Below are 23,266 nucleotides of genomic sequence, written 5' to 3'. Positions count from 1 at the left end.
CGGCGCGAACGAAGTGCGGCAAGCGCTTACTCGGCCGGGGCGAATTCGCCGCTGTCTTCATCGAGCAGGTGGAGCACGCCGTCCGAGATCGCGAAGAACGCGCCGTGCAAGGCGAGCGATCCGCTGGCTTCCTTTTCCTGAACGCAGGGGAACGTGCGCAGGTTGGCGAGGCTGACTCTCACCGCGGCATGTTCCATTGCCCGTTCCGCCTCGCGCCCCTCGGTCCCCAGCTTCGCCGCGATCGGATCGCGCACCTCGTCGAGCATCGCGATCCAGTTGGCGACGAAGCCGCCTTTGCCGGGCTCGGTGCCGTGGAGGTCCTGCGTCAGCGCCGCCTTGCACCCGCCGCACAGCCCGTGGCCCATCACGACGATCTCGCGCACCTTGAGGAACTGCACCGCGAATTCGAGCGCGGCGGACACGCCATGATTGCCCGGCGTCGTTTCGAACGGCGGAACCATCGCGGCGATGTTGCGCACCACGAAAATCTCGCCCGGATCGGCGTCGAAGATTTGCGCCGGATCGACCCGGCTGTCCGAACAGGCGATCACCATCACTCGCGGCGATTGCCCTTCGGCCAGTTCGCTCCACCGCTCGCGCTGGGTGGACCACGCGCCCTTGCGGAAATTGCGGTAGCCGGCGATCAGGTCTGCGAAGCTCTTCATGCCATGCCCCATGCCTCGCGGGGAAAGGGCTGGCAAGAGGCCCCCGTGGTGACTAGATGGGCCGCATGAACGACCTCTCCTCCGCACCCGCGCCCGAAGGCGCGCGCCCTGAGCGGCAGCGCAAGCCCGACTGGATTCGCGTGAAGGCACCCGTCAGCAAGGGCTATCACGAGACGCGCCAGTTGATGCGCGACCTGAACCTCAACACCGTGTGCGAGGAAGCCGCCTGCCCGAACATCGGCGAATGCTGGACCAAGAAGCACGCGACGGTGATGATCCTGGGCGACGTATGCACCCGCGCCTGCGCGTTCTGCAACGTCAAGACGGGGATGCCGCGCATCGTCGATCCGATGGAACCGGAAAACGTCGCCGTGGCGGCGGGCAAGATGGGCCTGCAACACATCGTCATCACCAGCGTCGACCGCGACGACCTGCCCGATGGCGGGGCGGGGCAGTTCGTGAAGGTCATCAAGGCGCTGCGGCGCGAGACGCCCGGCACGACGATCGAGATCCTGACCCCCGATTTCCGCGGCAAGATGCGCCCGGCGATCGAGGCGATCTGCGAGGCGGGGCCGGACGTGTTCAACCACAACCTCGAAACCGTGCCGCGGCTCTATCCCACGATCCGCCCCGGCGCGCGCTACTACGCCTCGCTGCGGCTGCTTGAGGAGGTGAAGTCGCACGATCCGCTGATCTTCACCAAGTCGGGTATCATGCTCGGGCTCGGCGAGCAGCGGCTCGAGGTCCATCAGGTGATGGACGACATGCGCAGCGCGGATGTCGATTTCATCACCATGGGCCAGTATCTCCAGCCCACGCCCAAGCACGCGAAGGTCGAGGATTTCGTGACGCCCAAGGCGTTCGCCGCGTTCGGCTCGATCGCGCGGGCCAAGGGCTTCCTGCAGGTCGCGGCGAGCCCGCTGACCCGCTCGAGCTATCACGCAGGCGACGATTTCGCCGAGATGAAGGCTGCACGCGAGGCGAAATTGGCCAAGCAGAAGGCCTGATGCCCGGCATCCGCGAAAGCCGCACGGTGCCGTACAGCGCCGAACAGATGTTCGACCTCGTGGCGGACGTCGCGCGCTACAAGGAGTTCCTGCCGTGGGTGATCGCTACCCGCGTACGCTCGGACAGCGAGACCGAGATGGTCGCCGACATGGTCGTGGGCTTCAAGAGCTTCCGCGAAAGCTTCACCTCGCGCGTGACCAAGCGCCGGCCCGAGATGATCGACGTGGTCTACGTCGACGGGCCGCTGCGCGATCTCGACAACGAATGGCATTTCACCGACTTGGGCGAAGGCGGCTGCAAGATCGACTTCGCGGTCGATTTCACGTTCAAGAACCGGGTGTTCGAGGCTCTAGCCGGCCAGTATTTCGACCGCGCCTTCCGCAAGCTCGTCTCCGCGTTCGAAACGCGGGCGGAAGAGCTCTACGGAAGCAGCAGTTCCAGCGCGCAGAGCGTCGCCTGACGGCGGATTTCGGCGCGCGTCTTGCCGTCGAAAGTGCGCAATTCACCCTCGGGCTCGCCGTTCTCGCCGCGCACCACGCGTGAGAACACGACCGTGCCGACCGGCTTGAGGTCGGTTCCCCCGTCCGGGCCTGCCACGCCGCTGATCGCCACGGAAACGTCGGCTTGGCTGCGCTCGATCGCGCCCTGCGCCATCGCCCAGACGCAGGCGATCGACACCGCGCCGAACGTCTCGATGATCTCGCTGGAGACACCGAGCATCTCCATCTTGGCGTCGTTCGAATAGGTGACGAAACCGCGATCGAGCACTTTCGACGATCCCGGAATCTCGGTGAGCGCCGCGGCGACGAGGCCGCCGGTGCAGCTTTCCGCCACCGCGACACGGCGGCACGCGGCGAGGTTTTCCTCGATGACGCGCTTCGCCAGTTCGGCGACGTCTTGAGGCAGGACGCTGTCGCTCATTTCGGCTGGTACGGACAGAGCGGCGGGTTCTTCACACCCGCGAAGTCGAGCAGCATCGCCACCAGTCCTCCGGTGTTTTCGGGCGGCAACGGTGAGAGAAGCTCGATCGCGCGCTCGACCTTGCCGCAATCTTGCAACTTGATGTCTTCGGCTAGCTTCTGCTGCACCAGCGCATCTACGAACGGACGCAGCGCCTCGTCGGGCATGGTGCCGAGCAGCGAGGATATCTCGCCGATCTCGCTCGATGCCTTTCCGCTGGAAGCGAACGTGTCGAGCAGGGCCTTCGCGCCCGGCCAGGCGGCGCTCTGCCTCTGCCGATAAGGCGCGATGAACGCCTCGCCCCGGGTTGCGATGAAGCCGTCGGTCGGCAGCGAGGCAGCGCATCTCGCGGTGAAGCCGGCGTAGAGCGAGGGCATCGCGTAGATCGCGGCCTGCTCGACATCGGCCTGGTTCACGCAATCGGCGGTCTGCGCCAGCGCCGGCTGCGCCAGCCCGGCCAGCGCCAGTGCCGAGGCGGCGGTTCGAACCCATGTCAGTCGCATCGGGCGATCAATCCCTTGCTTGAACGGTGGCGATCGCCTGAGCGGCGATGCCTTCGCCCCGGCCGGTGAGGCCGAGCCGCTCTGTGGTCGTGGCCTTCACGCTAACGGCCTGCGGCGCGATCGCCAAGAGTTCAGCGATCCGTGCGCGCATTGCGTCACGGTACGGGCCGATCTTGGGCGCTTCGCAGATGATCGTCACGTCGACGTTGGCAATGGCATAGCCTGCCGCCGTGACCAGTTCGGCGGCGCGTTCGACGAAGCGGGAGGAGGACGCGCCCTTCCATTGCGGATCGCTCGGCGGGAAGTGCGCGCCGATATCGCCTTCGCCTACCGCGCCGAGCAGGGCATCCACGAGCGCGTGAAGCGCCACATCGGCATCGCTGTGCCCCGACAGCCCGCGATCGTGCGGCACGTGGACGCCGCCGAGCCACAGTTCCCCGCCTGCCTCGAGCCGATGCACGTCGAAGCCCATTCCGGTGCGGACGATGGGACGATCGGTCATGAAATCCTCCGCGAACGTGAGCTTGCGCAGCGCCTCGTCCCCCTCGACCAGCGCGACCGTGCCACCCGCAGCGCGCAGAACCTGCGCATCGTCGCCCGCCGTGGCGCTTCCGGCCCATGCGCGGTGGGCGGCGAGGATATCGGCGAAGCGAAACGCCTGGGGCGTCTGCACCCGGCGCAAGTCCTCGCGCGGCGCCGATCCGGCCATCATGCCGCCATCGTCGCGGGCGAGCGAGTCGATCACCGGCAGTACCGGTATCGCGCCGGATTGACTGTCCAGCGCTCCGAGCAAACGGTCGATCACGGGGCGGGGAAGAATGGGGCGCGCCGCATCATGGATCAGCACATGGCTCGGAGAACGCCGTTCGAGTGCGCCGAGCGCGAGGCGAACCGATTCCTGCCGGGTCGCGCCGCCTGTGATAAACTCTACCGTAGCAATGCCGTCGAGCGCCGCCGTCGCGATTTCGTCGGCACCCTCGGGAATCGCCACCACGATCGGGTCCGCGCCCGCCGCCGCCAGCGCCTCGACCGAATAGCGCACCACCGGCTTGCCGCGCCAGTTGGCGAACTGCTTGGGCACCGGCTGGCCCGCGCGCAGGCCCTTGCCAGCGGCGACCACGATCGCGGCGAACGGGGGCAGGGCGGGGGCTTCCGACATTGCGGCAGCGCGCTAGCGGCTTGCGCGCACAGCGGCAATCCACTATGCGCTGCCCAAATTTTAGGCACAGCTTGCAGATGACTTCGCTTCCCACCCCTCCGGCGTTGAAGCCGATCCGCGTCGGCCCGGTCACGATCGATTGCCCGGTCGTGCTCGCGCCGATGACCGGCGTGACCGACATGCCGTTCCGCACTCTCGTGCGCCGCTACGGCTCGGGCCTCAACGTGACCGAGATGATCGCGAGCGAGGCTGCGATCCGCGAAACGCGTCAGTCGGTTCAGAAGGCGGCGTGGGACCCGGCGGAGGAACCGGTGTCGATGCAACTCGTCGGTTGTGATCCTCACTCGATGGGCGAGGCCGCGAAGCTCCAGGAAGGCAACGGGGCCGAGATCATCGACATCAACTTCGGCTGTCCGGTGAGGAAAGTCGTGGGCCAGCTCGCCGGTTCGGCGCTGATGCGCGAGGTGCCGCTGGCGACGAAGCTGATGGAAGCGACGGTCAAGGCCGTCGCAGTGCCGGTCACGGTCAAGATGCGCATGGGCTGGGATCATGACAGCCTGAACGCGCCCGAACTGGCGAAGATCGCCGAAGATCTGGGCGTGAGGATGATCACCGTCCACGGTCGCACGCGCAACCAGATGTACAAGGGCAATGCCGACTGGCGCTTCATCCGCAAGGTGAAGGACGCTGTCTCCATCCCTGTGATCGTCAATGGCGATATTTGCGGCATCGAGGATGCGGCGAATGCGCTCGACCAGTCGGGCGCGGACGGGCTGATGATCGGGCGCGGCGCCTATGGCAAGCCGTGGCTGCTGGGGCAGGTCATGCACTGGTGGCGCACGGGCCAGACGCTCGCGAGCCCGAGTTTCGACGAGCAGTACGACGTGCTGATCGAACATTACAACGCGATGCTCGATCACTACGGGCACGCGGTCGGCACCAAGATCGCGCGCAAGCATCTCGGTTGGTACACCAAGGGGATGCACGGCTCGGCCGAGTTCCGCAATCGCGCGAACTTCATCGACGATCCCGCTCAGGTGCTGGGCGAGATCGAACGGTTCTACGCCCCGTTCCTGCATCGCCGCGCCGCGTGAGCATGACGGCGGTGACGCTGGAGGCTCGCCCCGGCGCGGAAGCGCAGATCGCGGGCCTCATCTTCGCCGTTCTGCTGCTCGATCCCGACTTGGTGGTGCGCGAAGCCAATCCGGCCGCCGAGGATCTGCTGCATCGGAGCGCCAATCGCCTCGTCGGGGCGTGCCTGCTCGATGTGATCGAGGTCGACGACGAGCGCGTGGCGCATCGCCTCGCCGATTCCGAAGCGCGCCTGACGGTGCGCGGGATGACGATGCGCTGCGGCGAGCGCGCCGCGCAGGTGAACGTCACCGTGTCGCCGCTCGCTCCGCATCCCGGATGGCGCGTGATGACGCTGTCCGAGATCGGGCAGGGCGAACTCGGCGACGTCGGCCGTGACGAGACTGCGCTGCGTGCCCCGGCGATCCTCGCGCACGAGATCAAGAACCCGCTCGCGGCGATCCGCGGCGCCGGGCAACTCGTCGCGCGACGCCTGAGCGAACGGGACAAGCCGCTCGCCACGATGATCGCCGACGAGGTCGATCGCATCGCGCGCCTGATCGATCGGATGCAGCGGCTCGGCAGCGAGCGGATCGATCCCGTGGCGCCGATCAACCTCCATGCGGCGGTGCGCAGCGCGCTCGCCACGGTGCGCGCGGCGGATGCGGGCGAGGTGGAACTGGTCGAGGAATTCGACCCTTCGCTCCCGCCGGTGCTCGCGAGCCGCGACGCGCTCGAACAGGTACTGATCAACCTCATCTCCAACGCGCGCGACGCTTGCGCGGGCGCGGAGACGCCGCGCGTCGTCATCCGCACGCGGTTCGTCAGCGGGTTGGTTTCCAGCCTCGCGCTCGGGCGCGCGATACGGCTGCCGATCGAGATCGCGATCAGCGACAATGGCCCGGGCATCGATCCGGCGCTGCGCGATCACGTGTTCGAACCGTTCGTCACGTCGAAAGCGAGCGGGCAAGGCCTCGGTCTTGCGCTCGTGCGCAAGCTGGTGCGCGACATGAACGGGCGTATCGGCCATCAGCGCGACGAGGCGACCGGATGGACGACCTTCCGCATCCACCTGCCGGTGGCCAAGGCGGGAGAAGAGGCATGACGGGCCGCGTGCTCCTGGTCGAGGACGATGCCGCGATCGCGACCGTCATTCGTTCCGCGCTGGAGGACGAGGGCTTCTCGGTCGATCGCTGCGACAGCATCGCCGCGCGCGACCGCCTTATCGCCTCGGCGCGCTACGACGTGATGCTGACCGACGTAATGCTGGCCGACGGCGACGGGATCGCTTCGATCGGTACGGTCCGCGCGGCGTGCCCCGACATGCCGCTGATCGTCCTTTCGGCGCAGAACACGCTCGATACTGCGGTCCGGGCGAGCGACACCGGCGCGTTCGAGTACTTCCCCAAGCCGTTCGACCTCGAGGACCTGGTGCGTGCGGTGTCGCAGGCGGTCGGATCGAGCGAGCGGCGCGGGGAAGAAGCGCAGGCGGGCGAGGGGCTACCGCTGGTGGGCCGCAGCACGGCGATGCAGGCGGTCTATCGCATGATCACCCGCGTGTTGCGCAACGACCTGACGGTGCTGATCCTCGGCGAATCGGGCACCGGCAAGGAACTGGTGGCCGAAGCGATCCACGAACTCGGCCATCGCAAATCGGGCCCGTTCGTCGCGGTCAACGCCGCCGCGATCCCGGCCGACCTGATCGAGAGCGAGCTGTTCGGTCACGAAAAGGGCGCCTTCACCGGCGCGATCGCGCAGGCGATCGGCAAGTTCGAACAGGCGGCCGGCGGCACATTGTTCCTCGACGAGATCGGCGACATGCCGCTCGAGGCGCAGACCCGTCTGCTTCGCGCGCTCCAGTCGGGCCGCATCCGGCGCGTGGGCGGGCGGCAGGAGATCGCGGTCGACGTGCGCATCGTCGCGGCCACCAATCGCGACCTCAAGCCGATGATCGCCAGCGGGCGCTTTCGCGAAGACCTGTTCTACCGCCTCAACGTCGTGCCGATCCAGTTGCCGCCGCTGCGCGAGCGCGCCGAGGATATCGAGGCGCTGGTCAAGCACTTCCTCGGCCTCGCCGCGCGCGAGGGGCTGCCCGAGCGGCGGATCGATCGTGCCGCGATCGCGCTGCTGGAAGACCAGCGCTGGCGCGGTAACGTGCGCGAATTGCAGAACGCCGTCTATCGCCTCGCCCTGATGGCACGCGACGACGTGATCGATGCCGCGACGACGAAAGCCATTCTCGGCGAGACCGCCGCGCATGCGCCGGATGGCGACGGCGACGACCTGAAGGGCGCGCTGTCGGGCTGGCTGACGCAACACGCTCCCCCGTCCGGCACGCTCTACCATCGCGCGCTGGCGGCGTTCGAGCGCCCGTTGTTCGAGCACGCCTTGCGAGAAACCGGGGGTAACCAGCTGCGCGCCGCCAAGCTGCTCGGCATCAACCGCAACACGTTGCGCAAAAAGCTCGCGGAACTCGATGTCCAGCCGGAGCGTTTTCTCCGCGCCGGCTGACATCTCGTCTGGGGAAAGCTTCGGTTCGGCGATTTCATTCTTGCAAACCCGCAACAGTGCAGTTGTAAGCCTGCAACTGTGGCGGATTCGACACTCTCGCTGACTCGGCGCAGCCCGCGCTGGTGGAGACGGTTCGTCGTCGCCTCGCGCCGCGCGAATTTCTTCCTCCTGCTCGAACTGGCCTCTGCACTCGCTCTGATCGCGATGGCGCTGACCACTTGGGCCACGTTCGCCAGCGCGCCGCCCGACGGGCAACTGGTTCCCGCCGGGCAAGTCGCGAGCCTGCTGATCGGCACGCTGCTTCCCGCAATGGCGCTGACCGTTCTGCTCGGCCGCCGGCTGGCATTGCGCCGGGCAGCCGGCAGCACCGCGCGGCTCCACGTGCGGCTGGTGTTCTTCTTCTCGCTCGTCGCCGCGATTCCGACGCTGCTGGTCGCCGCCTTCGCGGCGGTGCTGTTCCAGTCCGGGGTCGATTTCTGGTTCTCGGACAATTCGCGCGCGCTGGTCGAAAACTCGCGGGCGCTGGAGCAGGCGTATTACGAGGAAAACGAGGTCGATCTGGCCAATCACGCGAGCGCGATGGCGGGCGACGTGCTCTATTATGCCGAAGCGCTCGACAGCCTGAGCGCGGAGGATCTCGGCAGCCGCGCGTTCGCCGAGTTCATGACCTACCAGATGGGCCCGCGCGACATCAGCGAAAGCGTCATCCTGCAGGACGTGGGCGACGGGAAGCTGCGCACGGCTGCATCCTACAACCTTACCGCCGGCAACGATCCCGCGCAGTTCGGCGCGCGGGCGCTGGCGGTGCTCCAGCGGGGCGAGAACGTGTTCGTCTCGACCGATTCCTCGCGCATCGAGGCGCTCGCCCCGATCGACCGCGAGTCGGGCATCTACCTCTACGTCGCGCGCGACACCGATGCGCGGGCCTACCAGCAGTTCGAGCGCGCGCGAGCGCTGTCGCAGACCTACGAGGTGCTGACCCAGCGCGGCAGGGCCTTGCAGCTCCGCTTCAATCTCGCGCTGTTCTTCGTCTCGTTGGGGCTGCTCGGCTTCGCGGTGTGGTTCGCATTGCGGTTCGCCGACCGGCAGGTCGAGCCGCTGACCGATCTGGTCGGCGCCGCCCGGCGCGTCGGCGCGGGCAACTTCGCGCTGCGCGTCGAGGGGCGAACCGGGCCCGACGAGATCGGGCTGCTCAACCGCGCCTTCAACCGCATGACTGCGCAGATCGAGCGGCAGACCGACGCGCTGGTGAGCGCCAACCGCCAGCTCGAGAACCGCCGCGCGTTCATGGCGACGGTACTCGAATCGGTCACTTCGGGCGTGATCTCGGTCGATCAGGGCGGGCAGGTCCTGCTGATGAACGGTTCCGCACAGGCGCTGCTCATCGGGGACGCGGAAGCCACGCCGGCAGGGCTTGCGCTCGACCGCCTCTCGCCGCCGATCGCGGGCCTGGTGAAAGCCGGAATCGACCGCGGGATCGTCAATCAGACCGTCGGCGGCGAACTGCTCACGCTGGCGGTGAAGATCGCGCATTTCTCCGAGGGGCAGGTCATCACCTTCGAGGATATCACCCGCCAGCTGCTCGACCAGCGGCAGGCGGCATGGTCGGACGTGGCGCGGCGGATCGCGCACGAGATCAAGAACCCTCTCACCCCGATCCAGCTCGCGACCGAGCGCCTCAAGCGGCGCTATCGCAAGCAGATCGAAAGCGACGGCGAACTGTTCGACGAACTGACCAGCACGATCGTGCGCCAGGTCGGCGATCTCAAGAAGATGGTAGACGAATTCTCCTCGTTCGCGCGGCTGCCCAAGCCCGTGTTCCGGCAGGAGGACGCGCTCGATCTGGTGCGGCAGGCGCTGTTCCTGCAGGAAGTCGCGCATCCCGAGGTGGACTTCCGCTTCGTCCACGATGGCGACGGACCGGTCGCGCTCGCCTGCGATCGCCACCAGATCGGCCAAGCCATGACCAACGTGCTCAAGAACGCGGTCGAGGCGGTCGAGGCCAGGGCCCGCGATGCCGAACCGGATTTCCGCGGCCGAATATCGGTGTCGATCGAGCAAGGTCCCGGCGACGTGACGATCATGGTCGAGGACAACGGCGTGGGCCTGCCGCAAGACCGGGACCGGATCGTGGAGCCATACGTGACCACGCGCGAGAAAGGCACCGGGCTCGGGCTCGCGATCGTCAACAAGATCGTCGAGGAACACGGCGGGGAAATGGCCTTCGCCACCGCGCCGGCGGGCGGTACCCGCGTGACGCTGCGCCTGGCGCGAGAGCCCGCGATGCAGGGCGGCGAGGGCACCGAATGATGGACAGCAAGGAGATCGCCCCATGGCGCTAGACATTCTCGTCGTCGACGACGAGCGCGATATCCGCGAGCTCGTGTCGGGCGTGCTGAGCGACGAAGGCTACGAATGCCGCACGGCAGGCGATAGCAGCGCCGCACTCGCCGCGATCGACCAGCGCCGCCCGAGCCTCGTCCTGCTCGATGTCTGGCTGCACGGCAGCGCGATGGACGGGCTCGAAGTGCTCGACGAAATCAAGAAGCGCGAGCCCGAGTTGCCGGTGATCATCTTCTCGGGCCACGGCAACATCGACACCGCCGTCTCGGCCGTGAGCCGCGGCGCCATGGATTTCATCGAGAAGCCGTTCGAAGCCGAGCGCCTGCTGCATCTCGTCGGCCGCGCGACCGAGACCGAACGTCTGCGGCGGGAGAACGTGCGGCTTCGACAGGGGCATTCACAGGGTGAGGAGTTCACCGGCAACTCGACCGTGATCAATCAGGTCCGCGCCACGCTGAAGCGAGTCGCCAACACGGGCAGCCGCGTACTCATCGACGGGCCGGCCGGCGCGGGCAAGGAAGTCGCCGCGCGGCTGCTCCATAGCTGGAGCGCGCGGGCCGACAGCGCCTTCGTGATCGTCAATTCCGCCCGCATCACCCCCGAACGCTTCGAACAGGAACTGTTCGGCGAAGAGACCGACGGTCAGCTCGTCCGACCGGGTCTGCTGGAGACCGCCGATGGCGGCACGCTCTACCTCGATGAAGTCGCCGACATGCCGCTTTCGACCCAGGCGCGCATCCTGCGCGTGCTGACCGAGCAGAGCTTCGTTCGCGTGGGCGGCAACCGGCAGATCGGGGTCGACGTTCGCGTCGTGTCCTCCACCTCGCGCGATCTGACGGAGGAGATGGAGGAAAAGCGCTTCCGCGAAGACCTGTTCTACCGGCTCAATGTCGTGCCCGTCGCCATCCCCTCGCTGGCCGAGCGGCGCGACGACATTCCCGCGCTCGCGCAGCACTTCTTCACCCGCTACGCCGCCGAACAGGGCATTCCCTCGCCCGAGATATCGGAGGAGGCGATGGCGGCGCTCCAGGCCTACGACTGGCCGGGCAACGTGCGCCAGCTGCGCAACGTGGTCGAGCGCACGGTGATCCTGTCCCCGCGCGAGGAATTGCGCGTGGTCGAGGCCGAAATGCTCCCGAGCGAGGTGACCGGCGGCAAGCTGGGCGGCACCAACGGGCTATCGACGCTGATGGGCGCCCCGTTGCGCGAAGCGCGCGAGACTTTCGAACGCGAGTATCTGACCATCCAGATCAGGCGCTTTTCAGGCAATATCTCGAAGACTGCGAGCTTCATCGGCATGGAACGCTCCGCGCTGCACCGCAAGCTCAAGCTGCTCGGCATGAGCGAGCGCGGCACGGCGGACCGCAAGAGCTGAACCTTCGCGCGGGCAAGCACCAACCCAAACAATATGGGAATTGCCCGCGGGCACCAATCGCTGCATAATCGGTTGCCTCAGCGGCCGGCGGATTTTTTCGCTCGCCAGAATGCGGACCGCAAGGGCGGCCGCCAACAAGAAGGAAGACCCTCGATGTCCACCGGAAAGACGCTTTCCGCGCGCCCCAAGCCGAAGCCCGCCGAAAGCGAGATGGCCAAGGGCGAACACAAGCCCGCGCGCCAGCCGAACCTGCAGGATGCGTTTCTCAATATCCTGCGCAAGAACAAGACCCCGGTGACCATGTTCCTGGTCAAGGGCGTCAAGCTGCAGGGCATCGTCACCTGGTTCGATAACTTCTCGATCCTGCTGCGCCGCGACGGGCAGTCGCAGCTGGTCTACAAGCACGCGATCTCGACGATCATGCCCGCGCAGCCGATGGACGCCGCGCAGTTCGCCAGCCAGGATTCGAGCAAGAAGCAGCGCCTGTTGCAGGACGTGTTCCTTTCACGCGTGCGCGACGCCGAGGCCCAGGTCACGATGTTCCTCGTCAACGGGGTGATGCTGCAGGGCGCGATCGCGGCCTACGACCTGTTCTGCATGCTGCTGGAACGTGAAGGCTACGTCCAGCTCGCCTACAAACACGCCGTGTCGACGATCCAGCCGGCCACCCCGGTCGACCTGACCGACGATTGGGAAGGCGAAGAAGACTGAGCTTCGACGACAACCTGCTGGGCGAAGTCTCGCGCGGGGCGCGGGCGCTCGTCGTCTGTCCCGATATCCGCGGCCAGCAGCACGACCTCGACGCCGAGGCGCGGCTTGCGGAGGCGTGCGGCCTCGCTCTCGCGATCGGCATCGTCGTCGCCGAGAGCGTGGTTCTGCCGGTGCGGCAGGTGCGACCGGGCACGCTGTTCGGCGCGGGTCAGGTCGAGAATATCGGCGTCGCCTGCGAGCAGCATGAAGCCGAACTGGTGGTGGTCGACGGCGCGCTCTCGCCGATCCAGCAGCGCAATCTCGAGGAGACGCTGGGGCGCAAGGTGATCGACCGCACCGGGCTGATCCTCGAAATCTTCGGTGAGCGCGCGGCCACCGCCGAGGGACGCTTGCAGGTCGAGCTCGCGCACCTCGACTACCAGCAGAGCCGCCTCGTTCGCTCGTGGACTCACCTCGAGCGCCAGCGCGGCGGCTTCGGCTTCCTCGGTGGTCCCGGCGAGACGCAGATTGAGGCGGACCGGCGAATGATCCGCCAACGCATGGGCCGCCTGCGCAAGGAACTCGAGCAGGTCCGCAAGACCCGCGCGCTGCATCGTGAGCGGCGTGGGCGGGCGCCGTGGCCGGTGATCGCGCTGGTGGGCTATACCAACGCGGGCAAGTCGACGCTGTTCAACCGGCTCACGGGCGAGGACGTGATGGCGGAGGATCTGCTGTTCGCCACGCTCGATCCGACGATGCGCGCGATCCGCCTGCCCGGCGTGGAAAAGGCGATCCTGTCGGACACGGTCGGCTTTATTTCCGATCTGCCGACCCAGCTCGTCGCCGCATTCCGCGCCACGCTGGAAGAAGTCACCGGCGCGGACGTGATCGTGCACGTGCGCGACATGGCCAGCGATTCGGCCGGAGCACAGAAGGCACAAGTGCTGCAGGTGCTCGCCGAGCTCGGCATCGTCGAGGGAGAGGACGGCGGCAGCGCGATCCCGATCGTCGAAGCCTGGAACAAGATCGACCTGCTGGCGGCCGAGGCACGCGGCGAACTGCTTGCCACAGCTTCGGGCGACGCGGACATCGCCGCGATCTCGGCCGAGACCGGCGAAGGCGTCGAGGCGCTGCTCGACCGGCTCGATGCGATCCTGACGGCGGGCGCGAAAGTGCACGAAATCGTGCTGCCCTCGAGCGAGGGGCAGAAGATCGCCTGGCTCCACGCGCACGGCCAGGTGCTCGATGACCACGCCGAAGCCGGCGACAACGGGCCGATCCATCGAATGACGGTGCGCCTGACCCCGAAGGAACTCGGCCGCTTCGAAAGTCTCTAGATTTTCAGGAAAGTGGTGGTGGACGCACTAGGGCTCGAACCTAGGACCCGCTGATTAAGAGTCAGCTGCTCTACCAACTGAGCTATGCGTCCACATCCCGGCGGTCTGGCGGGTTGGCCGTGCGGCCGCCCCGACTCGGGAGGCGCTGCATATAGCGTCCCTCGCGCGCATGGAAAGGGGGGAATTTTCGCAGCACGCTAACCCAGCCGGCTGCGCGGCGCCTGGCGGTTCCACCGATTGACCATCATCAGCGTGCCGATGCAGATCATGTTGGTCATCATCGAGGAGCCGCCGTGGCTCATGAACGGCAGCGGGATGCCGACGACCGGCGCCAGCCCCATCACCATCAGCAGGTTGATCGCGACGTAGAAGAACATCGTCGCTACCATGCCGGAGGCGAGCAGCTTGGAGAACCGATCGGGCGACTGGCGCGCCACGCTCAGGCCCCAGCGCATGATCAGACCGTAGATCAGGATCACCGCGAGCCCGCCGAGCAGGCCCCATTCCTCCGCCATGGTCGCGAAGACGAAGTCGGTGTGCGGCTCGGGCAGGTAGTTGAGATGGCTCTGCGACCCTTCGTTGAAGCCCTTGCCGAACAGTCCGCCCGACCCGATCGCGATCTTGGACTGGGTAATGTGATAGCCGGAGCCGAGCGGATCGCTTTCAGGGTCGAGGAACGTTGTCACCCGGCGCTGCTGATAGTCGTGCAGGCCGAAGAAATAGGCGATCGGAGCGACGACCACCGCCGCCGCGCCGCCGAGCATGAACCAGCGCAGCGGCAGTCCGGCCAAAAACATTACAACGATTCCGCCGAAACCGATCGCCAGCGCGGTGCCGAGGTCCGGCTGCAGCAGCACGAGGCCCATCGGCAGCGCGACGAGCACCGCGGCGGGGATCAGCGCGCGCCAGGTCCCGGTCATTCCGGGGGGCAGCCCGCCGTAGAACTTGGCGAGGACGAGCACGACCGCCGGCTTCATGAACTCGGATGGCTGAAGGTGCAGAAAGCCGAGGTCGAGCCAGCGCTGGCTGCCGCCCCCGACGAAGCCGATCGTCTCCACCGCTACCAGCAGCAGGAGGATCACGCCATAGACCGGATAGGCCACAAACCGCACGAGGTCGCGTCCGAACAGGGTCATGACCGAAGCCATCGCGAGGAACACCCCGAAGCGCATCAGATGCGAAGTGGCGAAGGGTTGCCAATGCCCCCCGGCAGCCGAGAACAGCACCATCGCGCCGAAACCGACCAGCAGGATCAGCGGCGCGAGCATCGCCCAGGGCTGGCGCGCGACAGGGGCGGGGATCACCGAGTTCATTCCGGGCCGGCCGAACGGTTGATCGCCGCGTCGGTCGCCTGCGCCACCGGCACCATGGCCGCGGCGCGCGCCTCGGCATCGACGCGCGCGAAGATTTCTTCCTCGCGTTGCGGCACCGGCCCCACCTGTTCGCCCGCCTGCGCCGCATAGGCGGCATATTTTGCCGCCAGCCGCTCCTGCGCCGTGCCGCCCCATTGCTGCTCGAATCCGTGGAGGGCTTCCATCGCCTTGGCAGGGTCGAACAGGAAGGTCATCACGTCGCGCGCGATCGGGTAGGCCGCGCCCGAACCGCCGCCGTGCTCGATCACCACCGCGCCGGCATAGCGCGGGTTGTCGAACGGGGCGAAGAAGATGAACAGGCCGTGGTCGCGATATTTCCATGGGCCCGAGCGCCCGTTGGACACCGAGAGCGACACGACCTGCGCGGTGCCGGTCTTGCCGGCCATCAGCACGTTGTCGACCGGCAGGCGAGCACGACCGGCGGTGCCGGGGCCGTTGATCACGTCGCTCATCGCCTTGCGCACGAAGGCGACGTGTTCGTCGGAGAAGTCGGCGGCCGGGAACTGGCCCTTGGATTCGCCGAACAGCAGGTGCGGCTCGACGTGCCTGCCGCTGGCGAGCCGCGAGGCCATGACCGCGAGCTGCAGCGGGCTCGCGAGCATGTATCCCTGGCCGATGGTCGCATTGACGGTATCGTAGGCCTGCCATTGCTGGCCGTATTTCTCCAGCTTCCACGCCGGATCGGGCACCGTGCCGTAGAACTGGCTCAGCACCGGCAATTTGAATTCCTGCCCCATTCCGCACCGACGCGCCATCGCGGCGATCGGGTCCATCCCGATGCGCTGAGCGAGATGATAGAAATAGACGTCGCAGCTCTGATAAATGCCCTTGGCCATGTTGACCTGGCCGTGGCCCCGGCGCTGCCAGCAGTGGAACACGCGGTTGCCCACCCGCAGCCCGCCGCCGCAATAGACCGTCTCCTCGGGATCGATCCCTTCGCGCAGCAGCGCCATCGACACCATCGGCTTGACGGTGGAACCGGGCGGGTACAGCCCCTTGAGCACCTTGTTGCGCAGCGGCACGCGCTCGTCGTCGCGCAGCATGGAATACTCGACGCTGCCGATACCGTCGGAAAAGCTGTTCGGGTCGAAGCTCGGCATCGAGGCCATGCACAGGAGGTCGCCCGTGCGGCAATCCATCACTACGACCGAGCCCGACTCGAGCCCGATGCGGCGTGCGGCATAATCTTGCAGCGGCCCGTCGATGGTCAGCTTGATGGGCTTGCCCTGGATATCCTCGCGGGTCTCGAGATCGCGCACGATGCGGCCCGACGCGGTCACCTCCACCCGGCGCGCACCGGGCACGCCGCGCAGCCGTTGCTCGAACTGCTTTTCCATCCCGTCCTTGCCGATCTTGTAGCCGGGCGTGATCAGCAGCGGATTGCGGTCCTGCTCGTACTCCTCGGCAGAGGCGGGGCCGACGTAGCCGATCAGATGGCCGACGGTCGGGCCGGTGGGGTAGAAGCGCGAATAGCCGCGCTGCGGCACCACACCGGGGAGTTCGGGAAGGCGCACGCTCAGCGCAGCGAATTCGTCGTAGGTCAGTCCGCTCTCGACCTCGACCGGCTGGAAGCCGCGCGCGCGTGCAATCCGTTCGCGCAACTCGTGCGCCTGAGTCTGATCGAAGCCGAGCACTTCGCCGATCACCGCGATCTCGCGCTCGGGGTCGCTCATTCGCTCGGGGATCACGTCGACGCGAAAGTCGGCCCGATTGGAGGCCAGCGGCGCGCCGTTGCGGTCGAGAATCCATCCCCGGCGCGGCGGTATCAATGACAGGTTGACGCGGTTGCTCTCGGCTTCGGTCGCGTACTTCTCGTTCTCGGCGATCGCGATGTAGCCCATGCGCGCCGCGAGCAGCGTGCCCACGCCCACGCCGAGCCCCGCGACCACGAAACTGCGGCGATCGTAAGTATTCTCGAGCATGGCCTTGGTGGCCTGCACCGGAGGCCGCTTCCGCCACGCCATCAGCCCAGCACCCGCACGCGCAGGAGGCGGAACCGGTCGAGGGCGGAGATAAGGCGGGCGAGGATGGGGTAAAGCATCAGGGAGAGCAGGACTTGTGGAACGAGCGCGCCGAACAGCGGCGCCCCCAACTGCCCGCCGGAAAGCACGGCTGCGGCGGCGATATACGTGGCCAGTATCGCGGTCGCGATCAACCAGTCCTGAACGAAGCTCCGCCACGGAAACCGCGCTTCAACCGCTTCGATGGCCAGCATCGCGAGCGACCACAGCAGGATCGCGCTGCCGAACGGCTGACCGCTGAACAGGTCGTCGAACAGGCCCAGCGGAAACCCCGCCCAGACCGGCATCAGACCGGGGCGCACCAGCCGCCAGGCGACCAGTGTCATCAGGCCCAGCGGCGGCACTACCGGAGCGGCCGACGCGATGGGAAATGCCGGGAGCATACTGGCGAGCAGGATCGTCGCCCACGGCACGGCATAGGCGAGGGCGGGGGAGTGCGCCCGGTTAATTCGCGAGCCATAGGCATCGCGCCGCGATCGCGGATCGGCGCGATCCATTATTGCCCGTCCGCGGCGGGCGCGGGCTCGTTGCCGGTCTGGCTGTCCCCCACCGATTGTTCGACCGGCGTTGCCGCGGCGGCCACCGCACGGGGCTGCCAGACTTCTTGGACCGCGACGTAGTCGGTCGCCGCCGGGTCGCTGATGATCCGGGCCAGCGCGCCGTCCCCGGTCTTTTCGGCGACGATCGCGACTGCGATGCCGGGGCGGTAGTAACCGCCAGCGCCGCTGGTGACGAACACGTCGCCCGGTTTCAGCGGATTGATCCCGAGATTGACCAACCGGATGCGCAGCATGCTGTCGCCGCGCCCCTCGGCGAAGGCGACCACGTTGCTGCGGGCGAGCCGCACCGGCAGCACGCTCTGGCTGTCGGTGAGCAACAGCACGCGCGAGCTGTCGCGGCCGACCTCGAGCACGCGGCCGACCACGCCGCGCGGGCTACGCACCGGCATGCCCACCGCGACTCCGTCCGCGCTGCCCGCGCCGAGATAGGCGAAGCGCCGCGCGCTGGACGACGTCGAGCCGATCAGCCGCGCCACCGCCACCGCGCGGGTGCTGCCTTCGTCGAGCCCGAGCAGGCCTTTGAGCCGAGCGTTCTCGCGCTTGACCGCCTCGGCTTCGGCCAAACGGATGCGGGCGAGCTCGGCCTCCTCCTTGAGCGCGGCGTTCTGACTCCCCGCGCGCAGGTAGCCGCGGATGGCCTCGATCAGTCCCTGGCTTTCGGCTCGAACATCCGCGCTTGCCTCTCCCGCTGGAGCCACCGCGTCGTGCGCCACGGCACGCGGCGTTTCGAAGCTGGCCGGGCGCCAGAGCGACAGGGCGAGCAGGACGGCACCGATCAGCGCGCCGATGCCGGCGATTACATAGCCGGTGAAAACACCGTATTGCGCCCTACGCGAATAGCTCGAGCGCCGTGACGAAGGCGGCGCCATACGTCTCCCCTCAAGCGGTCATCAAGACGCCGCGGTAGATCGGATCTTCCATCGCGCGCCCGGTGCCGAGCGCGACGCAGGACAGCGGATCTTCCGCGATGCTGACGGGCAGGCCGGTTTCCTCTCGCAAGTGCTCGTCGAGGCCCTGGATCAGAGCGCCGCCGCCGGTGAGCACGATGCCCTGGTCGACGATGTCGGCGGCCAGTTCCGGCGCGGTGTTTTCCAGCGCGATGCGCACGCCTTCCACGATCGCGCCGATCGGTTCGGCCAGCGCTTCGGCGACATGCGCCTGGTTGATCGTGATTTCCTTTGGCACGCCGTTCACGAGGTCACGCCCCTTGAGAGTGATCGTCTCGCCCACGCCGTCTTCGGGAATCGTGGCGATGCCGTAATCCTTCTTGATCCGCTCGGCGGTGGATTCGCCGATCAGCAAGTTGTGGTGTCGGCGGACGTAACTGACGATCGCCTCGTCCATCTTGTCGCCGCCGGTGCGGACCGACGTGGTGTAGGCGAGCCCGCGCAGGCTCAGCACCGCGACTTCGGTCGTGCCGCCGCCAATGTCGACAACCATGGAACCGACCGGCTCGGTAACGGGCATGTCGGCGCCGATCGCTGCGGCCATCGGCTCGAGGATCAGATAGACCGCGCTCGCGCCCGCGTTCGACGCCGCGTCGCGGATCGCGCGCCGTTCGACCGAGGTCGAGCCCGAGGGGACGCAGATGGTGATCTCGGGATAGCGGAACAGGCTCTTCTTGCCGTGCACCTTGCGGATGAAGTGCTTGATCATCTCCTCCGCGATCTCGATGTCGGCGATCACGCCGTCGCGCAGGGGGCGGATCGCCTCGATGCTGTCGGGCGTCTTGCCCATCATCATCTTGGCGTCGTCACCCACGGCCTTGACGCGCTTGATGCCGTTGATCGTCTCGATCGCGACGACGGAGGGTTCGTTGAGGATGATGCCCTGGTCCTGCACGTAGACCAGCGTGTTCGCGGTTCCGAGGTCGATCGCCATGTTCTGCGAACCGAATTTGAACAGATTGGAAAAGAAGCTCATTGCCGTCGCGTATTTCCGTATATCTTTCGAGCACTTGCCGCAGCATCCTGCGACTGCCGTGACCCGCATCTGACAGGGATGGCGACCCCTTACCCAATGCCGGGGCAAAAGGCCAAAAAAATTATGACGAAACCCGCGGGCAATTTCACCGTCGGCCTCGAATTCGTGGCGCTTCGCCGCTAGGCAGGTTCTCCGATGCCCGCGATCCGCCGCCTGCCCGAAACGCTCGTCAACCGCATCGCCGCCGGCGAGGTGGTCGAACGGCCCGCCGCCGCACTGAAGGAACTGATCGAGAACGCGATCGATTCCGGCGCGACTCTCATCGCGGTGAAGATCGCTGAGGGCGGCCTCGCCCGGATCGAAGTGACCGACGACGGCTGCGGTATGGCGGCAGAGGAGATGGCGCTCGCGCTCGAACGCCACGCCACCTCGAAACTGCCCGATGACGCGATCGAGCAAGTCGCCACGCTGGGATTTCGGGGCGAGGCGCTGCCGTCGATCGCGAGCGTCGCGCGGTTGACGCTCGAAAGTCGCCCGCACGGTTCGGCCGAGGGCTGGAAGCGTGTGATCGATCACGGCGAATTGCGCGAGGAAGGGCCCGCCGCGCTGCCGCCGGGCACGCGGGTCCGGGTGGAAAACCTGTTCGGCAAGGTGCCCGCGCGGCGTAAGTTCCTGCGCACGCCGCGCAGCGAATACGCCGCATGTCACGACATCGTGCGCCGTCTGGCGATGGCGCGGCCCGACGTGGCCTTCACCTTCGAACATGGCGAGCGGCGCGTTTTCGGCTTGCAGGCGGGGCAGCCGCTCGATCGCCGCGTGTCGGAGATCGTCGCCCGCGAGCTGGCCGATAACGGCGTGGCGATCGATCTCGAGCGGGGCGACATGCGGCTCACCGGGATCGCGGGCCTGCCGACCTACAACCGCGGGGTCGCCGACCACCAGTACCTGTTCGTCAACGGCCGCCCGGTGAAGGACCGGCTGCTAACCGGCGCGGTGCGCGGCGCTTATGCCGACATGCTGGCGCGCGACCGGCATGCGGTGCTGGCGCTGTTCCTCGATCTCCCGCCCGAGGATGTCGACGTCAACGTGCATCCGGCCAAGACCGAAGTGCGCTTCCGCGATTCGGCGGCGGTGCGCGGGTTCATCGTCTCGGGGCTGCGGCAGGCGCTGGCGACGGGCGACCGGCGCAGCGCGCAGGCCCCCGATGCCGCGGCGATGGGGCGCTGGCAGGCCGAGCCCGCCGCTCCCGCGCTCGAATCGATCTTCTCTGGGCGGGATTGGTCGCAGCCTTCAACCTCCGTGCGCGAGCCTGCGCCAGCGTGGCGAGGGCAAGGCGGGGATGCCGAGCCGGTGCCGCAAGGCCGGGCCGAGCAGGCCGCGCCGCTGCCCGAAGACGCCGCCGAATACCCGCTCGGCATCGCCCGCGGGCAGGTCGCGAGTACCTATATCGTCGCCGAGGCGGCGGACGGGCTGGTGATCGTCGACCAGCACGCCGCGCACGAGCGGCTGGTGCTCGAACGGCTGCGCGCGGCGGGCGCGGGCGATTCGGTCGCGCGGGCGCAGGCGTTGCTGATTCCCGAGGTCGTCGAACTCGACGAGCCCGCCTGCGACCGGCTCGAGGATGCTGCGGAAAGGCTCGGTGAACTCGGCCTCGCGATCGAACGTTTCGGCCCCGCCGCGATGCTCGTGCGCAGCGTGCCGCATTCGCTGCGCAAGGGCGATCCCCAAAAGCTGCTGCAGGATATTGCCGACGACCTCGCGCTCAACGGGCCGACCGACGACCGTGGCTCGCTGCTGCTGGGCGAGAAGCTCGATCTCGTGCTCGCGACAATGGCGTGCCACGGCTCGGTGCGGGCGGGGCGCGTCCTCTCGGTCGCCGAGATGAATGCGCTGCTGCGCGAGATGGAGCGCACCCCGCGCTCGGGCCAGTGCAATCACGGGCGCCCGACATGGGTGAAGCTCAAGATGGAAGACGTCGAGAAACTTTTCGGGAGGCATTGATGCACAGGTTGTTCGCACCGCTGGTTCTGCTGTCGCTCGCCGCCTGCGGAGAGCCCGAACTGACTTCCGCCGAACAGGAGGCGGCCGATGATCGCGCGATCGCCGCGGTCGAGGCGGCGCAGGATATCCCGCCCGAGCCGGTCGAACCCGAAGCGATCGCGTTCTCCGATATCGAGCAGAACGACCTGTTCGGCGCGGGCTGTTCGTTCGTCGCGCAAGGGGAGGGCGACCGCGTGCTCGCGCTGGCGATGGAGCGGGGCGCCTACATCAAGGTCGAGGGGCGCATACGCCGGCTCGCACCCGATATCGGCAGCCCTGCGCTGCCGCTCGGCGCGCGCGGCCAGTATGCCGGCAAGGAATACGCGATGGTGCTCGATCTCGCCGAGGGGGAGGGCGAGCAGAGCGGCACCGAAACCGTCGACTACCCGAGCCGCCTCGAACTTCGCAACGGACGCGATCAGGTCGTGTTCGGCGCCAATGGCGTGGCGCAGTGCGGCAGTTGAGCTAGATCGGCGCGCCTGGCTCGCGCACGCGGATCAGGCCATTCGAGATCAGTTCGAGCACGACCGCATCGTCCTGGTTGAACACCTGGATGCGCGATTTGAACAGGCCCATCTCGGGCCGCGACTGGCTGCGCCGCTTGTCGATCACCTCGGTTTCGCAGCGCAGCGTGTCGCCGGGAAACACTGGGCGCTTCCACTTCAGTTCGTCCATTCCGGGCGAGCCGAGACCGGCCTGTTCGACGGTGGTCATGTTCTCGACCAGCATCCGCATCGTCATGGCGCAGGTGTGCCATCCGCTGGCCGAAAGCCGCCCGAAATGCGTCGCCGCCGCCGCCTCGTCGCTGAGATGGAAGGGCTGCGGATCGTACTTGGTGGCGAATTCGATCACCTCCTCGCGCGTTACCGCATAGCTGCCGAAGCTCTGCTTCGCGCCGATCTCGATATCCTCGAAATGAATCATCCCGGCCCCCTAGCAGCATCCGATCGCTATGGCCGGAAAATCATCCAGAGCGCCATGCCGATCATGAACAGGTTCTCGGTCAGCGAGACGAAGCCGAGCGGCACGTTGCTCGATCCGCCCACGCAGGCGCATTTGATATCGCGCTTCTGGATATAGACCGCGTAGAACACACTGGCCGCGCCTATCGTGCCGATGAACAGTGCCACCGGGATCGACAACCAGTTGAGCGCATGCGCTGCCATCAAGATACCCGCGCCCGCCTCGAGGAACGGGTAGGCATAGGCATACGGCACGAACCGGCGCGCCAGCAGGTCGTAACCGAGAAACATGGTCGAGAACTGTTCGACATCCTGCAGTTTCAGCATCGCGAGGATCGCCATGCTGAAGGCCACGAACCATTCGGCCGCGCGAATGGTGACGGCGTTCCCGAACGCGAAGTGGCTCACAGCCAGCGCCAGCCCGGCGGCGATGGCGAACACCGCGATTACCGGCTTATAACTGGTCGAATCCTTGTCCGGCAGCGGCTTGCCCAGAAACGCACGCAGCTCGGTATAGCCGCCGATCCGCTCGCCATCGATGAAAGTCTGCGGGGTCGTGGCGACATCGTGTTCGCGCTTGAAGGCGTCGGTCTGCTCACGCGTCGTCAGCCAGCGATCGTCCACCGTATAACCATGGCGTTCGAGCAGCCATTTCGACTTCGTGCCGTAAGGGCAGACGTGCTTTTCCATCACCATGCGGTGCAGTCGGGCGGTCTTGTTTGTGCTCATGTCCTACACCATACCCTCTGTACCATGGTACGGAGT

At 67.1% G+C, this 23,266-nt stretch carries 22 protein-coding genes and 1 tRNA gene; 11 read left to right on the top strand and 12 right to left on the bottom strand.

Features of this window, described 5'->3' with window-relative positions; translation table 11 throughout:
* Positions 1 to 26 precede the first annotated feature (26 nt).
* Positions 27 to 665 carry a carbonic anhydrase gene (locus ACE3QC_RS03635; protein ID WP_374405746.1) on the bottom strand — a complete coding sequence of 213 codons (639 nt, stop codon included), beginning with the start codon at positions 663 to 665 and terminating at the stop codon, positions 27 to 29.
* A 65-nt stretch (positions 666 to 730) separates the two neighbouring features.
* Between ACE3QC_RS03635 and lipA the strand changes: the two genes are divergently transcribed.
* Together lipA and ACE3QC_RS03625 are read left to right on the top strand one after the other, a co-directional pair.
* Positions 731 to 1,672 carry a lipoyl synthase gene (gene lipA / locus ACE3QC_RS03630; RefSeq protein ID WP_374405745.1) on the top strand — a complete coding sequence of 314 codons (942 nt, stop codon included), beginning with the start codon at positions 731 to 733 and terminating at the stop codon, positions 1,670 to 1,672.
* Complete coding sequence (locus ACE3QC_RS03625) at positions 1,672 to 2,133, top strand: type II toxin-antitoxin system RatA family toxin (RefSeq protein ID WP_374405744.1); 462 nt, start codon at positions 1,672 to 1,674, stop codon at positions 2,131 to 2,133. Before lipA ends, ACE3QC_RS03625 begins: the two co-directional genes overlap by 1 nt.
* Here the strand turns inward: ACE3QC_RS03625 and ACE3QC_RS03620 are convergent.
* From ACE3QC_RS03620 to ACE3QC_RS03610, 3 genes are read right to left on the bottom strand one after another with little or no spacing between them, the layout of a single operon-like run.
* Positions 2,094 to 2,594, bottom strand: coding sequence for a CinA family protein (locus ACE3QC_RS03620; protein ID WP_374405743.1), 501 nt, complete (start codon positions 2,592 to 2,594; stop codon positions 2,094 to 2,096). The two genes, ACE3QC_RS03625 and ACE3QC_RS03620, sit on opposite strands and share 40 nt — an antisense overlap.
* A complete protein-coding gene (locus ACE3QC_RS03615) occupies positions 2,591 to 3,136 on the bottom strand; it encodes a hypothetical protein (protein WP_374405742.1) in 546 nt (181 codons plus the stop codon). The genes ACE3QC_RS03620 and ACE3QC_RS03615 overlap by 4 nt, the downstream gene beginning before the upstream one ends.
* 7 nt (positions 3,137 to 3,143) lie before the next feature.
* On the bottom strand, positions 3,144 to 4,295 hold the full coding sequence (locus ACE3QC_RS03610; protein WP_374405741.1) for a bifunctional 2-C-methyl-D-erythritol 4-phosphate cytidylyltransferase/2-C-methyl-D-erythritol 2,4-cyclodiphosphate synthase: 1,152 nt from the start codon (positions 4,293 to 4,295) through the stop codon (positions 3,144 to 3,146).
* Positions 4,296 to 4,372: 77 nt separating this feature from the next.
* Here ACE3QC_RS03610 and dusB point away from each other — a divergent pair, with 77 nt between their 5' ends.
* The 7 genes from dusB (at position 4,373) to hflX (ending at position 13,622) form a co-directional block, all read left to right on the top strand.
* Entirely contained in the window at positions 4,373 to 5,389 is a 1,017-nt protein-coding gene (dusB, locus tag ACE3QC_RS03605; RefSeq protein ID WP_374405740.1) for a tRNA dihydrouridine synthase DusB, read from the top strand.
* Positions 5,390 to 5,391: 2 nt separating this feature from the next.
* Positions 5,392 to 6,471, top strand: coding sequence for a nitrogen regulation protein NR(II) (locus ACE3QC_RS03600; protein ID WP_374406634.1), 1,080 nt, complete (start codon positions 5,392 to 5,394; stop codon positions 6,469 to 6,471).
* Positions 6,468 to 7,877 (top strand): nitrogen regulation protein NR(I), encoded by a 1,410-nt coding sequence (gene ntrC, locus ACE3QC_RS03595; protein WP_374405739.1) that lies wholly within the window; start codon positions 6,468 to 6,470, stop codon positions 7,875 to 7,877. The genes ACE3QC_RS03600 and ntrC overlap by 4 nt, the downstream gene beginning before the upstream one ends.
* Positions 7,878 to 7,955: 78 nt before the next feature.
* The gene (locus tag ACE3QC_RS03590) at positions 7,956 to 10,187 is read left to right on the top strand and encodes an ATP-binding protein (protein ID WP_374405738.1); all 2,232 of its coding nucleotides are present in this window, start codon (positions 7,956 to 7,958) and stop codon (positions 10,185 to 10,187) included.
* 22 nt (positions 10,188 to 10,209) lie between these two features.
* Positions 10,210 to 11,595, top strand: a complete 1,386-nt coding sequence (locus tag ACE3QC_RS03585; protein ID WP_374405737.1) for a sigma-54-dependent transcriptional regulator — start codon at positions 10,210 to 10,212, stop codon at positions 11,593 to 11,595.
* 153 nt (positions 11,596 to 11,748) lie between these two features.
* Positions 11,749 to 12,306, top strand: a complete 558-nt coding sequence (gene hfq, locus ACE3QC_RS03580) for an RNA chaperone Hfq (protein WP_374405736.1) — start codon at positions 11,749 to 11,751, stop codon at positions 12,304 to 12,306.
* Positions 12,285 to 13,622 carry a GTPase HflX gene (gene hflX / locus ACE3QC_RS03575; protein ID WP_374405735.1) on the top strand — a complete coding sequence of 446 codons (1,338 nt, stop codon included), beginning with the start codon at positions 12,285 to 12,287 and terminating at the stop codon, positions 13,620 to 13,622. The genes hfq and hflX overlap by 22 nt, the downstream gene beginning before the upstream one ends.
* A 16-nt stretch (positions 13,623 to 13,638) precedes the next feature.
* Here the strand turns inward: hflX and ACE3QC_RS03570 are convergent.
* The 6 genes from ACE3QC_RS03570 to ACE3QC_RS03545 all read right to left on the bottom strand — a co-directional run bounded on the left by ACE3QC_RS03570 (position 13,639) and on the right by ACE3QC_RS03545 (position 19,499).
* A tRNA-Lys gene (locus tag ACE3QC_RS03570) sits at positions 13,639 to 13,714 on the bottom strand.
* A gap of 105 nt (positions 13,715 to 13,819) precedes the next feature.
* Positions 13,820 to 14,935: a rod shape-determining protein RodA gene (rodA, locus tag ACE3QC_RS03565; RefSeq protein WP_374405734.1), complete on the bottom strand. Its 1,116-nt coding sequence runs from the start codon at positions 14,933 to 14,935 to the stop codon at positions 13,820 to 13,822.
* Positions 14,932 to 16,917, bottom strand: a complete 1,986-nt coding sequence (gene mrdA, locus ACE3QC_RS03560; protein WP_374406632.1) for a penicillin-binding protein 2 — start codon at positions 16,915 to 16,917, stop codon at positions 14,932 to 14,934. The genes rodA and mrdA overlap by 4 nt, the downstream gene beginning before the upstream one ends.
* A 41-nt stretch (positions 16,918 to 16,958) precedes the next feature.
* Positions 16,959 to 17,513 carry a rod shape-determining protein MreD gene (mreD, locus tag ACE3QC_RS03555; protein ID WP_374405733.1) on the bottom strand — a complete coding sequence of 185 codons (555 nt, stop codon included), beginning with the start codon at positions 17,511 to 17,513 and terminating at the stop codon, positions 16,959 to 16,961.
* Positions 17,513 to 18,445: a rod shape-determining protein MreC gene (gene mreC / locus ACE3QC_RS03550; RefSeq protein ID WP_374405732.1), complete on the bottom strand. Its 933-nt coding sequence runs from the start codon at positions 18,443 to 18,445 to the stop codon at positions 17,513 to 17,515. Before mreC ends, mreD begins: the two co-directional genes overlap by 1 nt.
* A gap of 10 nt (positions 18,446 to 18,455) precedes the next feature.
* Complete coding sequence (locus ACE3QC_RS03545) at positions 18,456 to 19,499, bottom strand: rod shape-determining protein (RefSeq protein ID WP_374405731.1); 1,044 nt, start codon at positions 19,497 to 19,499, stop codon at positions 18,456 to 18,458.
* 195 nt (positions 19,500 to 19,694) lie between these two features.
* Between ACE3QC_RS03545 and mutL the strand changes: the two genes are divergently transcribed.
* Positions 19,695 to 21,500 carry a DNA mismatch repair endonuclease MutL gene (gene mutL, locus ACE3QC_RS03540; RefSeq protein WP_374405730.1) on the top strand — a complete coding sequence of 602 codons (1,806 nt, stop codon included), beginning with the start codon at positions 19,695 to 19,697 and terminating at the stop codon, positions 21,498 to 21,500.
* Positions 21,500 to 22,003 (top strand): hypothetical protein, encoded by a 504-nt coding sequence (locus ACE3QC_RS03535; RefSeq protein WP_374405729.1) that lies wholly within the window; start codon positions 21,500 to 21,502, stop codon positions 22,001 to 22,003. Before mutL ends, ACE3QC_RS03535 begins: the two co-directional genes overlap by 1 nt.
* 1 nt (position 22,004) lies before the next feature.
* Here the strand turns inward: ACE3QC_RS03535 and ACE3QC_RS03530 are convergent, their stop codons facing one another.
* Together ACE3QC_RS03530 and ACE3QC_RS03525 are read right to left on the bottom strand one after the other, a co-directional pair.
* Positions 22,005 to 22,463 (bottom strand): MaoC family dehydratase, encoded by a 459-nt coding sequence (locus tag ACE3QC_RS03530; RefSeq protein WP_374405728.1) that lies wholly within the window; start codon positions 22,461 to 22,463, stop codon positions 22,005 to 22,007.
* Between the two features lie 26 nt (positions 22,464 to 22,489).
* Positions 22,490 to 23,230, bottom strand: a complete 741-nt coding sequence (locus tag ACE3QC_RS03525) for a MauE/DoxX family redox-associated membrane protein (protein ID WP_374405727.1) — start codon at positions 23,228 to 23,230, stop codon at positions 22,490 to 22,492.
* Positions 23,231 to 23,266 lie beyond the last annotated feature (36 nt).

The sequence above is a fragment of the Pelagerythrobacter sp. genome (assembly GCF_041912895.1).
Taxonomy (GTDB): Bacteria; Pseudomonadota; Alphaproteobacteria; order Sphingomonadales; family Sphingomonadaceae; genus Pelagerythrobacter.
Note: the sequence above shows the minus strand (reverse complement) of the source record. Positions and strands in the feature narration are given on the sequence as shown.